Consider the following 13,908-nt stretch of genomic DNA (forward strand, 5'->3'; position numbering starts at 1 on the left):
TATAAGAATAGTCGTTTGCATAGTCACATAGTGGGCTTTTCAAACGACTATTTTATAGGAGGATAACAATGTCAAAATTTACACAATTAATGGACGGCTATCGTCTCGTAGTGGAGAACCGACCGACTATGCTACAAGAATTATTGCAACAAACGACACCAAATATTACGCAAGATTCTCTAATTGAATTGGCAACATGGGCTTGGCTTGACTGCCATGTAAATGAAAACTACACAGAAATGCTTGATACGGTTGTTCATGTTTTACAGGAAGAGTGGGAACGTAAAGAACTATCCATTTGGAATAAAGATCAGGATGTTCATTTAGCAACTTTATCTAGTGTATACGCCGCATTATTAGCTGTGAAGCATCGACATCAAAAACCGGCTTTACAACAGCAAATTACTGAAATTCGAGATTATGTCTTTACCTATTTGTTAAAAGGCGGGACGGTTTTAAATGGCCTACAAACACGAAAAATTTCTATTGACCAATTGTTATCAGTTTTGCCATTTGGGCTATTTTCACCAGAAGATTTAGTAATGGTTGAAGCGGTGAAAATGATGGAGCAACAACTCGTGACAGATGAAGGTGTTTTGCCATATACAGGAGCTACAGATGTATCTTCATTTGCTACTTCTTTATTAGCACTTTATTTTATAGAGAAAAAAGATATTCGAAAAGCGGAATACTATATTCACTTGGCTCAAAAAATAAAACAGAAATCACCGCTAGATTGTACTTTTTTGGCAATAAATACGATTTTTCAAGAGAAGCTGCAAACAGTCGGAGCACATATCAAACACACACCTTTGGGAAATGAAAACCCATATGAACCACAGCGTACAGAACGGTTTCCGCATTTCCCAGAGGCAACAGAGCAATTTGCTGTTTCGTGCGAAATAATTGCAGAACAAAGCGTCAAGGAAGTTTCAGTTTTGTTTGAAGGGTCTAAAAAAAGGTTTTCTTGCAAGCGAGAAGAAGGTGATATTTGGAAAGGCGTAATCCCTCCGCGCAATGAAAAAGGCGTATACTTCTATTATTTTGAGGCAACATGTACAGATGGCACGCAACTGGTGTCGGAACAATATAGTGTTGAAACAATTGCAGCGCATTGTTCTGAATCAGCAACTATTTATAATACTACAGATGGTTTTGTTGTAACGTTTCATGATGGGACTGGAAGTGAATGCCAAGTTATGTTCCAATTAGCGTCTGATGAATTACAGATAGACGTAAATCCAACGATTACCACACAGGAACTAGCAATTTTAGAGGGAGACGGACTGGTTAGAAAAGGCGATTTAGAAATGGAGCTGAAAAGGTGCCCATTACGGCTAGAAGTGCGATATTGCGGAGAAATTTTATTACAATCGCATACCATTTATCCTGCTTTTCAGTGGTATTCAGATCGGCATGAGAATATTGTGAAGTTTAAAATCCATCTTGATTCGCCACAGGAAGAAGCTTTCTTTGGATTTGGTGAACGATATAATGAGTTAAATCAGCGAGGGAATTTACTGGATTGCTATGTATATAATCAATATCGCGATCAAGGAACACGGACATATATTCCTATTCCGTTTTACCATACCAATCGCTTGTATAGCGTTTTTATAGATACGACGCGTTACACTAGCTTTGATTTAGGCAAACAATTGGCAGATAAGCATTCTATCGCGGTAACACTGGGCGACGAACCAGTGCGGATTTCTATTTTTGCTGGAAATGTGAAAACGACAATTGCGAAATACATGGAAAAAACGGGACAGCCTGCGATGCTTCCTGTTTGGGCGTTTGGTCCATGGATGTCTAGCAATAACTGGGATAGAGATCAGGTGGTCCGCAAAGAAATCGAAACGACACAAAATTTGCAAATCCCAGCAACCGTTGTAGTGCTAGAACAATGGAGTGATGAGGCGACTTACTATATGTTTAATGATGCCGAATATACGTTGAAAAGTCCCGCGGAAGCTTATAGTTACGAAGAATTGCATTTTCCTGATTGGGGAAGATGGCCCAATCCACGAGAACTTACACAATATGTCCATGCTAATAAAATGAAATTAATTTTATGGCAAATTCCGATTCAGAAATATCTAAATCAGCAACAACATCCACTCAAGGACCATGAGGAAACGTATATGATAGAACAAGGTTACGTAGTTAAAAACGAAGATGGTTCCCCATATCGAATTCCTGAAAACTGGTTTACCAATAGCTTAATTATGGATTTTTCTAATAAAGAAGGTAGCAAATGGTGGTTTGAAAAGCGTCAGTATTTAATTGATATTGGTATTGACGGTTTTAAAACGGATGGCGGAGAGTTCGTTTTTGGTTCTGGTTTGCAATTTGCTGACGGGCGAAAAGGAGATGCGATGCGTAATGCTTATCCGAATGATTACGTGGAAGCATATTATAACTTTGCACAACAAAATGAGGGCATGACATTTAGTCGGGCTGGCTATACTGGTGCACAGCGGTTTCCTGCGCATTGGGCTGGCGACGAACGCTCGACATTTGGCGCTTTTCGTCGCTCGTTAATTGCTGGATTAAGCGCTGGTTTATCAGGATTACCATTTTGGAGTTGGGATTTTGCTGGTTTTAATGGGGACATTCCAACGGCGGAGTTGTTTTTAAGGTCGGCAGCGATGGCAGCATTTTGTCCAATTATGCAATATCATGCAGAGAGCAAAGGGGAATTTAATCAGGACCGCACACCATGGAATATTGCGGAACGCACGAAAGATACGACGGTTATCCCAATATATCGACATTTTGCGAATGTTCGAATGAATCTCTTGCCGTATATTTATAACGAAGCTTGTAAAAGTATTACGACAGGTTTACCAATGATGCGCGCATTACTGCTTGAATTCCCCAATGATTTACGAGTGGCTGACATGTTTGACCAGTATTTATTCGGCGAACATTTACTCGTAGCACCAATAATAAAAGAAGGAGCCTTGTCCCGCGAAGTCTACTTACCAGAAGGCGTTTGGTATAATTTATGGACAAATGAAAAAGTAGTAGGTCCAATTTTGCGAAATTATACATGCGATACGAGTGAAATTCCGGTTTTTGTTAAAGCGAGTACGGTAATTTTATGCAATGTTGATGAAACGTTGCAACTGGGCTCGTGGGTTGAAAATGATGTGTCCAAATACCATAAACCGCTTTTAAAAATCTATATTGGTGAAGATTTTAAAGAAATTGTAACGGATCATCTTGGTAACTGCTGGGAAATTAATGTGTCAAACAGTGGTACAATGATTCAAGTCAATACAAGTGCAACGGAAGACTATGTGGTAGAACTCATCGGCGGACCTACAAAAAGCACTATTAAGAAAGGACGATACAAGAATGAAAGCAAATGATTGGTGGAAACAAAGCGTAGTTTATCAAATTTATCCGAAGAGTTTTAATGACTCAAACGGGGATGGGATTGGTGATATTCAAGGCATTATTGAAAAGCTGGATTATTTAAACAAACTCGGCATTGATGTCATTTGGTTATCACCGATTTATGATTCGCCACAAGACGATAATGGCTATGATATTAGAGATTATCGCAAAATTTTTTTCGCAGTATGGGGACATGGAAACATTTGAACGACTATTACAAGAAGTGCATGCGAGGAACATGAAATTAGTGATGGATTTAGTTGTCAATCATACATCAGATGAACATGAATGGTTTGAAGCTTCGCGTGCTAGTAAAGATAATCCATATCGTGATTATTATATCTGGAGAGAAGAGGGAAATACGAACAATTGGGGTTCTATTTTTGGCGGGCCAGCGTGGCAGTTGAACGAGCAAACAGGAGACTATTATTTGCATTTATTTTCGAAGAAACAGCCTGATTTAAATTGGGAAAATGCAGATTTGCGCCGAGATATTTATGATATGATGGCTTTTTGGCTGGATAAAGGAATTGACGGGTTCCGGATGGATGTTATTAATTTCATTTCGAAAAATACTGATTTTCCTGATGGTCCAATGAAAAGCGGAGAAATTTATGGTGATCCAGAGAACAATTTTTGTAATGGACCGAGAGTTCATGAGTTCTTGCGGGAAATGAATCGAGAAGTGCTGGGCAAGTATGACATTATGACGGTCGGAGAGATGCCTGGTGCGAGCATTGAAGACGCGCAAATTTATACAGATCCTGATAACCAAGAAGTAGATATGATTTTCACATTCGAGCATATGAACTTAGATTCAGCTGGAGAGAACAAGTGGGATTTAAAAACGTTGTATTTGCCGGATCTGAAAGAAAACATGGCGGCTTGGCAAAATGGATTACAAAAAACGGGTTGGAACAGCTTGTATTGGAATAACCATGATCAGCCACGTATTGTGTCACGATTTGGAAATGATGGAGAATATCGCGTCCGCTCAGCCAAGATGTTAGCCACATGTTTGCATATGATGAAAGGAACGCCTTACATTTATCAAGGAGAAGAGATTGGGATGACCAATGTTCGTTTCGATGATTTGGCAGATTATCGAGATATTGAAACGCTGAACATGTATCGTGATCGGATTGAACAAGGTTTTTCTCATGATGAAATAATGAAATCAATCTATACGAAAGGGCGAGATAATGCGCGTACGCCATTCCAGTGGGACAGCTCTGAAAATGCAGGGTTTACGACAGGCATCCCATGGCTAAAAGTGAATCCAAGGTATGTAGAAATTAATAGTGAAGCGGCATTGCACGATGTTGATTCTATTTTCTACTACTATCAAACGCTAATTAGGCTTCGCAAGGAAATGCCTGTCATTGTACATGGCAGCTTTGAATTATTGTTGCCTAAACATGAAGCCATTTTTGCTTATAGACGCCAGTTAGATCGTGAAAAATTAATCGTGATATGTAATTTCAGTGCAATAGCGCAGCGCATAGAGGATGAAGCATTATTAAAAGACATAGCGCACGGTCAAGTGTTACTCACTAATTCTGAAGTTGCAGATACCAATGTTTTAGAAGCATACCAAGCCATTGTTTATAAAATATAGCAAAAGAAAGTGAGGCGGTGAATCAGCTGCCTCACTTTTCGGTGATATACTCCTCTTTCAGAATAGAGTAATACGCATCGTCCACCAGCACATTTTTGGCTAAACGACTTTTCCGCAACGTCCCTTCATATGTCATACCAAGGCGCTGCATCACTTTTCCAGATGCTGGATTACAAACATCATGTGTCGCAAAAACGCGTTCTAATTCTAGTTTATTAAAAGCCAAATCCAGCAATGCAAGCCCAGCTTCGGTCATGTAGCCATTGCCCCAAAATGCTTTATTTAGCGCATAGCCCATGCAACAGCTTTTAGTAGCTGGATCGATTCGCAAGTCAATGGTGCCAATAAGTTTACCCATTTCGGAGAGAATAATCCCGTATTTTCCAAGCGGCGTAGCTACGAAATATTCGGCGATTTGCTTGCGCGTATAATCAATATCAGGATGTGTATCAAAAACAAATTTCGTATTATCGTCATCGGATGCATATTCAAAAATATCTCGTGCATCGGCTAAAGTAAGTGGACGCAAAATAAGTCGCTCTGTTCGAATCGTTTGGTGTTCTGCTAAAACATGTTGGTAGCTTTCCATAAATCTTCACTCCTTCGTAGTTTTTTGCTAATTTTAGCATAGATGTAAGGGCTTTTAAACCCTATATTGAAAATTTTCTGCGATGTGCTATGATGAACTTATAAAATATGGATGGAGGGGTGGAAATGATAAGAGAAGAACTGGAGAAGTTAGTAGCGCCCGAAATTGTGAAGCAGATTCTTGCGACAGAACATGAGCGTGTATCGCTTACGGTTGAAAAAGAGGCTGGTCTTGGTTTGACAGTGAGTAAAGTCGGAGGGCGTGGCTATTTGCCGAAAATGATGGACTATCCACAGAATGAGGCTGGGCGGGCCATTGTCGCTTTTGGCGCAGGTGAACTTTGCTGAGATGCCGGATTTGGCTGACTTTCCGACAACAGGTTTGTTAGCGTTTTATGTTGATTACTTTGACGATTTAACGGGCCTTGATTTTGATAATCAAACGAAGCAGAATGGTTTTCGTGTATTGTATTTTGAAACGATGGATGCGGTTAGTTATTCTGAGGAAGAACAAGATGCTTTTTTTGAGACGATGAATGGTGAATTTTATCCGGTTGTAAGGGGTGTGTACCGGTTGCGCGGAGAAATGACGAAGCAAGTTATTTTGGAGGAAAGTTATGATTTTGAACGGGCCTATGGTGGCACGTTTTATGATGTTACGGATAAATGGACGAATGAAGATTCGAAAAAATTCGATAGGCTGTACGAATTGGTTAGTAGTTCAAATCAGCTTGGTGGTACGCCATTTTTCACACAGATAGATCCGCGGATTGGTAAGGAGACGGCGCATCACGATACATTATTGTTTCAATTGGATTCGGGTGATGAGATTATGTGGGGTGATATGGGCGTCGGTAATTTCTTTATTCATCGCGAGGATTTGAAGCAAAGAGATTTCACGAATGTGATGTATAATTGGGACTGTTATTGATTTTTGAAGAGGGTTAGAGACTTTTTAATGGTTTTCTAGCCTTTTTTGCTATGCGAAAACTTAACATTTCTTTAAAAAGTAATTTAGTAAGCCTTGATTCTTGGATGGTATGCTATAAAAAAAGAAATGGAGGAGATAGAAATGAAAAAACTAACGATTTGGACGGTATTGCCTGTACTATCTCTTTGTATAGCAGTCCTGATGTATTATTTCTGGTTTCAAGGATGGTTACAATTTTATTTAGCAGATGTGATGGCGACAGTGAATCACATGGGATATATAACAGTTGGTGTAACGGCGTTATTGCTTTACTTTACGGCAGTACAACTTGTCAACTGGAAACTCAATAAAGGATTATTAGTACTTACTTATGCCATTTATTTTGCGATAATGCTTGTTTTACTTTTTGGAAAAGCGTCTGGTGCGCAAGGTTTTTCGAGTGATACATTTGGTTTTATCGATACGTTTATGGCTGGAAACTTACGGGTGATTACGATTGGGAATGTACTAGCTTTTGTACCAATTGGATTCTTGTTATTTAGAAAATCACCGCTTACTGCACTATTTCTAGCAGGAATGATGATTTTTGCGGTGGAAAGTTTGCAATATATCTTGCATGTCGGATATTTTGATACTGGAGATGTATTTTTGAATGTATCAGGAATTATGCTGGGTTACGCAATCATAAGAATCTTTACAGTAAAACAAACAACGGCAGAACAGAAATGAGTGGATAAGCCATGAGAACTTGGAAGAAGATTATAATAACGATAGTCGGCTTGGGAATAGTGTATACTGGCGTTGTGCTAGGCTTTATATACAGTGGCACGCAATCCCAACCAGCAACAAATCCAGATACAATATTAATCTTAGGTGCAAAAGTAAAAGGCGATCCCGCAAAACCAATGCCAGTTTTACAAGAGCGATTAGATGCGGCGATACCTTTTATTCAAAAAAATAAAGAGTCGCAAGTTGTTGTTTCGGGTGGTCAAGGGTCCGATGAATCAGCTTCGGAAGCTAGTGTAATGAAAGACTACTTAATTGATAAAGGTGTTGAAGCATCGAGAATCAAAGTCGAAGATAAATCGATGCGCACCGAAGAAAATCTACAATATAGCAAGGAGAAATTCGATTTAGGAAAAACCGTCATTGTCACAAGTGAATATCATGTATATCGCGCACTTATGTTGGCAGGACGCCAAAACATTGATGCTACGGGCTTACCTTCACAAACAGACAAATACGCCCTTTTAAAAGGTGTATCACGCGAAGTTCTATCCGTCACGTATGCTTGGGTTTTTGATTGGTAAAAAAAATTTATAAAAGTCATTGACATTCACGTTACGTCAAGGTGTAAAGTGTAGTTATCAAGGAGGTGGCGCACATGGAATACACGGTGCAAAAATTAGCAAAGCTTGCAGGAGTAAGTACACGAACGTTGCGATATTATGATGAGATTGGGATTCTTAAGCCGGCACGAATCAACTCGTCGGGATACCGTATCTACGGACAAAACGAAGTGGACCGCTTGCAACAAATTTTATTTTATCGTGAAATGAATGTGGGGCTGGACAAAATCAAGGCAATTTTAGAACAACCTGATTTTGACGAGACAGAGGCGCTTAAAACGCATCGTGCGCAACTGCTTGATAAACGCAAACAATTAGACGAACTGATTCGCAATGTGGAGAAATCCATCGCGCATTCAGAAAGGAGAATAACAATGACGGACCAAGAAAAATTCGAAGGCTTTAAGCAGAAAATGATAGATGAGAATGAAGAGAAATATGGTGCGGAAATCCGCGAGAAGTACGGCGACGACAAGATAAATAAGTCTAACGCGAAACTAACAGGCATGAGTGAGACTGAGATGGAGCATGTTAATCGCTTAGCAGAAACTATTTTAGTGGAATTGGCGATGGCGTTTGAGACGGGAGATCCCGCTGGTGAGAAAGCGCAGGAAGTCGCGGCGCTACACAAAGAATGGCTGTCCACTTATTGGGACACATACAGCAAAGAAGCGCACGCGGGACTTGCGCAAATGTATGTGGACGATGAGCGCTTCACGGCATATTATGACAAAGACCAACCAGGACTTGCCGCCTTTTTACGAGATGCCATCGTGATTTTCACTAGCAAGTAAGCACTAGAAAAGTTATAATAGAAAAGTAGCCTCCAAATATTGATGCGGAGGCTTTTTTTAGTTTGGAGGGATTTTTAAATGATAGAGACAGAACGACTTGTTTTCCGCGAGTTGGATCAGCAGGATTATGCGGATTTATGCGACATATTGCAAGATAAAGAGACAATGACGGCGTACGAAGGCGCTTTCTCAGATGCGCAAGTACAGGAGTGGCTTAATAAGCAACAAGATAACTACGAGCGTTGGGGATTTGGCTTGTGGGCGGTGATTGAAAAGGCGACTGGGGATTTTATTGGACAAGTTGGCTTAACAATGCAGCGCGTGGAAGACGAAGAAGTCCTTGAAATCGGCTATTTATTAAAGCGTAAGTTTTGGCATCAAGGTTTTGCGACAGAAGCAGCACTTGCTTGCAAAAATTATGCATTACAGACAATGAAAGCAGAGCAGGTTACTTGTACGATTCGAGACACAAATTCAGCTTCACAAAAAGTCGCAGAACGCCTTGGTATGAGCAGACATAAGCGCTATGTAAAATACTACCGTGGGATTGAGATGCCTCACTATCTTTATTACTAAAAAAGCAAGACATTCCTATATATCTTTAGTACAATAGAGGTAGCGCAAAAAGGAGGAAAGCATGAAAAAGATTATTTTTATAAGCATAATATCGTTGCTTCTTGTTCTTGTAACTGCTTGCGGCCCAAAAGATGTCACCTCTTCTAATACAACAAATGAAACAAGTAACAAACAAAAAGTCGCAAAAGAAGACGTCGTGTTAAGCTTAACGGACATGGCTGGCAGAACGGTTCAGTTCACAAAGAAACCAGAAAGAATCATTACACTTACCAATTCCGATATGGGGATTGTTTATGCACTTGGCGGGTCCGTTGTTGGACGCCAAACGATGGATGCTAGTGGCGTAGAACCAAGCGCTGCGTTAAAAGCAACCGAAGTCGGCAATACCCACGATCTTAACCTAGAAAAAATCGCATCATTAACTCCAGACGTCATTGTCGCAAGCTCAGAGCAGAACTTAAAAGATGTCCCAGCGTTAGAAAGTATCGGTGCCCAGGTCGTTTTAACAGGTGCCAATTCCATCGCAGACATAAAAAAACAAGAAGCGATTTTAGCACAATTACTTGGAAAAGATGCAACGAAATTACAACAAGAAATCGATACGAAAGTTGCTGACATAAAGCAAGAACAAAAAGGAAAGGCAGTTCGCGCGCTACTAATACTTGGCGCACCAGGAAGTAATTATGCAGCATTACCGAATTCTTTAAGCGGAGATATCCTCGAAAAAGCAGGCGGAGTCAATGTTGCCAAGGATTTTAAAGGTGTCGAGAATTTCCCACAATACGCATCACTTAATATCGAGAGAATCGTGCAAGCAGATCCAGAAGTCATTTTCTTGATGATCCATGGTGGTGACGAGAAGGAAACCGAAATCGCTTTTCAAAAAGAACTGAAACAAAATGACGCATGGAATTCCACAACCGCTGTGAAAAACAACAACATTGTGGTGCTTCCCGCAGATCTTTTTGGTACAAATCCTGGAATTAGAATTACGAAAGCCTTGGACTTCATGGCGAATGAACTGAATCAGGTTCAGAAGTAATGCACGATCCACGAAAAAAAAAGAAGAATCATCACATTCAGCGTCACGATTTTGCTATTAATCGTTGTTTTTTTCTATGGTCTAACAACTGGCTCGGTCAAAGTAAGCTATGGCGAAGTCTGGCAAACATTGACGGGTGGCGGAAATGAGATGGCGATTCAACTCGTCTGGAACTTGCGCTTACCACGGATGCTCATTGCGTTTCTCGTCGGAGCAGCACTAGCCATCGCGGGTTGTCTATTACAAGGCGTCATGCGCAACCCACTCGCAGATCCCGGCGTTATCGGCGTTTCAGCAGGTGGCGGACTTGTAGCCATTATCTTAACTATCGTCTTACCATCGCTTAGCCAGTTTGTCCCACTAGGCGCGTTCCTTGGGGCATTCGGCACAGCATTACTTATTTATTTGGTTGCTTGGGACAAAGGCGTAGCGCCACTTCGCGTTATTTTATCTGGTGTCGCCATCAATGCCTTTATCGGCGCGATGACATCAGGAATCATGGTCCTTTACAGCAATCGCGTGCAGAGTATCATTTCATGGATGACAGGAACGCTATCCGGAAAAAGCTGGTACCATCTAAATCTTATTTTGCCATACATGCTTGTCGGCTTCGTTCTCAGCATTTTCGCGATTCGCTCATCCAATGTATTACTATTAGGAGACGATGCTGCCAAATTACTCGGCTATTCCGTTGAAAAACATCGCTTTTTCATCATCATGTTAGCCGCGTTTCTAAGTGGTGTCGCCGTCAGTGTCGCAGGCCTCATCGGCTTTGTAGGCCTCGTCGTGCCACACATTTTCCGACTTATTATCGGAAATGATTACCGGTTCTTATTGCCAATGTCAGCAATCGGCGGCGCACTTCTCGTTGGGTTCGCGGACACAGCCGCACGTAGCTGGTTTGGCTCCATCGAATTACCCGTCGGCATCCTACTCGCAATGATTGGCGCGCCATTCTTCCTATTCCTATTACAACGAGGGAGGGTTGCCTCATGACCGCAATCACATCACTAACCAATGTTAGTTTCACCCGCCGCCGCTCGTTCGCCATTAACAGCCTAGACCTAGAAATTCCCGAAGGCAAAATTACAACCATCGTTGGCCCGAACGGTTCAGGGAAGTCAACCATACTGCGCCTCATCATGCGCTTGCTGGCACCAAATGATGGCAAAATCATGCTTCAGGGCACAGACATTCACACCATTAGCGCCAAAAAACTAGCTCGCGAAATGACAATGCTATCCCAATCACCAGACGGCCTCATCGATGTTGTCGTCCGAGACTTAGTCAGCTATGGCCGCATGCCTTACAAGTCATGGCTCGGCACAATGGAAAAAGAAGACGAAGAAGCAGTCGACTGGGCAATGGAAGTTTGTAACCTAGAAGCCTTAGCGTACAGACCGCTCCATACCTTGTCTGGCGGCGAGAAACAACGCGCATGGTTAGCCATGGCTCTAGCACAAAAAACACCGATTCTCTTGCTTGATGAGCCAACAACATACCTCGACATCTCGCACCAACTAGAATTACTCGACCTGCTTCGCAAATTAAATCGTGATTTCAATATGTCCATCATCCTTGTTCTCCACGATTTAAATCAAGCAGCAGGTTACAGCGATCACGTCGTTGTATGTGAAGACGGTGCCATTCAAAAAGTCGGCACACCAGAAGAAGTTTTTACACACCAATTATTGCGTGACATTTTCAAAATTGAGGCAGAAATTCACCAAACTCAAAATAGCTTGCGTGTTTTGCCAATCGCTTCAACGAAATTCCACACGCAAAGTTAAAGATAGTTTAAAGATTTATGAAGATGGTTTTGGATAAGTGAGGGAGTACCTTGCTTTGCACTTCAAAGCCATTTTTACTTAGATTAGAATTCGCTTAAAAAGCTTCCTAAATAGCACAAAATTTTATATAATAAAAAAGCTGGCGAAAATTAGATGGATAGATACTACTGGAATAAAAACACCAAATCTAAAAAATCGGTCTCATGGCCCTTAGCGCCGATTATATCATTTGTGTTACAATGGAATTCAGGGATTAGTCCGTGTAAAAATTGTAGTTCATAAAAATGCCTGTTACATTAGAAAACAATATACTGGCGATTTGGGCTTTATTGGTGCATACGCTGGACTTATGTTATACTTCTTATTAGTCAATTAAAGGGACGATGGGACTTGTATTATCGCATGACAATGCATCTGGAAGGCTGCAAAATCTGTGTAAATTTTTTTAACTGTATGGGAACAGTCGGAACAACAACGGGAGTGTTGCTAAGGCTTATTTGAAAATAGGACTGTTATTTCATCCAGTAAGGAGCGTAAAGAATGAATTCGCGAAATAAAATAGCTGCAAGAATTGATTATGGCATCGTCTTGTCTTTGATGCTACTATGTTTGATTAGTATGATTTCAATATACAGTGCGCAATTGACGAATGAGCAATATACCGCCAACTTTGTAATGAAGCAAGCCGTTTGGTTTGTGGTGAGTGGCTTTGCGATTTTTGTTATCATGCAGCTGGATTACGAAAGACTGACGAAGTGGGCCTACTATTTTTATGGTTTAGGTTTATTGATGTTGGTTTTTGTATTGATTTTTGGGAAAGAAGTAAATGGCGCGAAGAGTTGGATTATCATTCCATTTCTAGGGAATCTTCAACCTTCAGAGGTTGTGAAAGTAATCCTAATAATCGTACTTGCAAAAGTTATCTGGGACCACAATCGGAAATTCCGAACGCATACCATCAAATATGATTTTTGGCTGCTTGTTAAAATGGGGATTTTCACAATCGTACCAATTGGTTTGATTATGTTGCAACCCGATTTAGGTACTGGACTTGTATTTATCGCTATTATGTCTGGGATGATTTTGGTTTCGGGTATCACGTGGAAGCTGATTGTGCCCATTTATGGTTCGATTGTGACGATTGGTGGAACGTTGCTGTATCTTGTGCTGTATCATGAGAGCTGGCTTGTGAAGCTAGGCTTTAAATCGTATCAGTTTGAGCGGATTCATACATGGATTAATCCAGAGACGGATCCTCAAGGTGGCGGTTATCAAGTGCTTCGAGCGATGACGGCAATTGGTTCTGGTCAAATTAGCGGAAACGGTGCAGGTTACAATGCCATCGCGATTCCAGAAAACCACAATGACTTTATTTTTACGGTTATTGGTGGCGATTTTGGTTTTGTCGGTGCTAGCATTTTGCTGGCGATTTATTTCTTGTTGATTTACCAAATTATTCGTGTGGCGCTGGATGTCGGTATTCCGTTTTATTCGTATATTTGTACGGGCGTTGTCATGATGATTATGTTCCATGTTCTTGAAAATGTTGGGATGAACATCGGCTTGCTACCAATTACGGGTATTCCACTACCGTTTATTAGTTACGGAGGGAGTGCGCTCCTGGGGAATATGATGGCAATTGGTCTGGTCCTCGGAATCAGGTACAATTACCAGAAATCGATGTTTACGGTGAAAGAAGAGAAACTTGCAGAATAATAGAGGAATCGCCTTGTCTGACTGGATGGGGTGATTTTTTTTACGTTTTTTTAGGGAACTATTTGTGATTACATTGGAAATCTATTATGATAGAGATAG

At 40.9% G+C, this 13,908-nt stretch carries 11 protein-coding genes and 2 pseudogenes; 12 read left to right on the top strand and 1 reads right to left on the bottom strand.

All coding sequences use genetic code 11. From position 1 onward, the window contains the following. Nucleotides 1-68 precede the first annotated feature (68 nt). Both PRIP_RS08870 and PRIP_RS08875 read left to right on the top strand, forming a co-directional pair. Nucleotides 69-3,377 carry a glycoside hydrolase family 31 protein gene (locus PRIP_RS08870; RefSeq protein WP_036100871.1) on the top strand — a complete coding sequence of 1,103 codons (3,309 nt, stop codon included), beginning with the start codon at nucleotides 69-71 and terminating at the stop codon, nucleotides 3,375-3,377. Further along, a pseudogene (locus tag PRIP_RS08875) lies at nucleotides 3,364-5,023 on the top strand (glycoside hydrolase family 13 protein). Before PRIP_RS08870 ends, PRIP_RS08875 begins: the two are co-directional and overlap by 14 nt. A 31-nt stretch (nucleotides 5,024-5,054) precedes the next feature. On the opposite strand, the gene PRIP_RS08880 reads toward PRIP_RS08875, so the two are convergent. Further along, nucleotides 5,055-5,612, bottom strand: coding sequence for a GNAT family N-acetyltransferase (locus PRIP_RS08880; protein ID WP_036100872.1), 558 nt, complete (start codon nucleotides 5,610-5,612; stop codon nucleotides 5,055-5,057). Between the two features lie 125 nt (nucleotides 5,613-5,737). Here PRIP_RS08880 and PRIP_RS17680 point away from each other — a divergent pair, with 125 nt between their 5' ends. The 10 genes and pseudogenes from PRIP_RS17680 (at nucleotide 5,738) to rodA (ending at nucleotide 13,809) form a co-directional block, all read left to right on the top strand. Next, nucleotides 5,738-5,959, top strand: coding sequence for a YwqG family protein (locus PRIP_RS17680; RefSeq protein ID WP_241434141.1), 222 nt, complete (start codon nucleotides 5,738-5,740; stop codon nucleotides 5,957-5,959). After that, on the top strand, nucleotides 5,910-6,542 hold the full coding sequence (locus PRIP_RS08885; protein ID WP_241434142.1) for a YwqG family protein: 633 nt from the start codon (nucleotides 5,910-5,912) through the stop codon (nucleotides 6,540-6,542). The genes PRIP_RS17680 and PRIP_RS08885 overlap by 50 nt, the downstream gene beginning before the upstream one ends. 141 nt (nucleotides 6,543-6,683) lie before the next feature. Then, nucleotides 6,684-7,271, top strand: coding sequence for a VanZ family protein (locus PRIP_RS08890; RefSeq protein WP_052008837.1), 588 nt, complete (start codon nucleotides 6,684-6,686; stop codon nucleotides 7,269-7,271). Nucleotides 7,272-7,282: 11 nt separating this feature from the next. Next, nucleotides 7,283-7,852 (top strand): YdcF family protein, encoded by a 570-nt coding sequence (locus PRIP_RS08895; RefSeq protein ID WP_036100873.1) that lies wholly within the window; start codon nucleotides 7,283-7,285, stop codon nucleotides 7,850-7,852. 74 nt (nucleotides 7,853-7,926) lie between these two features. After that, nucleotides 7,927-8,685, top strand: a complete 759-nt coding sequence (locus PRIP_RS08900) for a MerR family transcriptional regulator (protein WP_036100874.1) — start codon at nucleotides 7,927-7,929, stop codon at nucleotides 8,683-8,685. 78 nt (nucleotides 8,686-8,763) lie between these two features. Beyond that, nucleotides 8,764-9,261: a GNAT family N-acetyltransferase gene (locus PRIP_RS08905; protein ID WP_036100875.1), complete on the top strand. Its 498-nt coding sequence runs from the start codon at nucleotides 8,764-8,766 to the stop codon at nucleotides 9,259-9,261. A 61-nt stretch (nucleotides 9,262-9,322) separates the two neighbouring features. Beyond that, complete coding sequence (locus PRIP_RS08910; protein WP_036100876.1) at nucleotides 9,323-10,303, top strand: ABC transporter substrate-binding protein; 981 nt, start codon at nucleotides 9,323-9,325, stop codon at nucleotides 10,301-10,303. Continuing rightward, nucleotides 10,303-11,299: pseudogene (locus tag PRIP_RS08915) on the top strand (FecCD family ABC transporter permease). The gene PRIP_RS08910 and the pseudogene PRIP_RS08915 overlap by 1 nt, the downstream one beginning before the upstream one ends. After that, entirely contained in the window at nucleotides 11,296-12,093 is a 798-nt protein-coding gene (locus PRIP_RS08920; protein WP_036100878.1) for an ABC transporter ATP-binding protein, read from the top strand. The pseudogene PRIP_RS08915 and the gene PRIP_RS08920 overlap by 4 nt, the downstream one beginning before the upstream one ends. 540 nt (nucleotides 12,094-12,633) lie before the next feature. Next, nucleotides 12,634-13,809 carry a rod shape-determining protein RodA gene (rodA, locus tag PRIP_RS08925; RefSeq protein WP_036100879.1) on the top strand — a complete coding sequence of 392 codons (1,176 nt, stop codon included), beginning with the start codon at nucleotides 12,634-12,636 and terminating at the stop codon, nucleotides 13,807-13,809. Nucleotides 13,810-13,908: the final 99 nt, after the last annotated feature.

The sequence above is a fragment of the Paenilisteria riparia FSL S10-1204 genome (genome assembly GCF_000525995.1).
GTDB classification, from domain to species: Bacteria; Bacillota; Bacilli; order Lactobacillales; family Listeriaceae; genus Listeria_A; species Listeria_A riparia.

Bases quoted from the DNA above. Each gene is read 5' to 3' on its own strand.
- PRIP_RS08870 (WP_036100871.1), top strand. From the start codon at position 69: ATGTCAAAATTTACACAATTAATGGACGGCTATCGTCTCGTAGTGGAG.
- PRIP_RS08880 (WP_036100872.1), bottom strand. From the start codon at position 5,612: ATGGAAAGCTACCAACATGTTTTAGCAGAACACCAAACGATTCGAACA.
- PRIP_RS17680 (WP_241434141.1), top strand. From the start codon at position 5,738: ATGATAAGAGAAGAACTGGAGAAGTTAGTAGCGCCCGAAATTGTGAAG.
- PRIP_RS08885 (WP_241434142.1), top strand. From the start codon at position 5,910: ATGAGGCTGGGCGGGCCATTGTCGCTTTTGGCGCAGGTGAACTTTGCT.
- PRIP_RS08890 (WP_052008837.1), top strand. From the start codon at position 6,684: ATGAAAAAACTAACGATTTGGACGGTATTGCCTGTACTATCTCTTTGT.
- PRIP_RS08895 (WP_036100873.1), top strand. From the start codon at position 7,283: ATGAGAACTTGGAAGAAGATTATAATAACGATAGTCGGCTTGGGAATA.
- PRIP_RS08900 (WP_036100874.1), top strand. From the start codon at position 7,927: ATGGAATACACGGTGCAAAAATTAGCAAAGCTTGCAGGAGTAAGTACA.
- PRIP_RS08905 (WP_036100875.1), top strand. From the start codon at position 8,764: ATGATAGAGACAGAACGACTTGTTTTCCGCGAGTTGGATCAGCAGGAT.
- PRIP_RS08910 (WP_036100876.1), top strand. From the start codon at position 9,323: ATGAAAAAGATTATTTTTATAAGCATAATATCGTTGCTTCTTGTTCTT.
- PRIP_RS08920 (WP_036100878.1), top strand. From the start codon at position 11,296: ATGACCGCAATCACATCACTAACCAATGTTAGTTTCACCCGCCGCCGC.
- rodA (WP_036100879.1), top strand. From the start codon at position 12,634: ATGAATTCGCGAAATAAAATAGCTGCAAGAATTGATTATGGCATCGTC.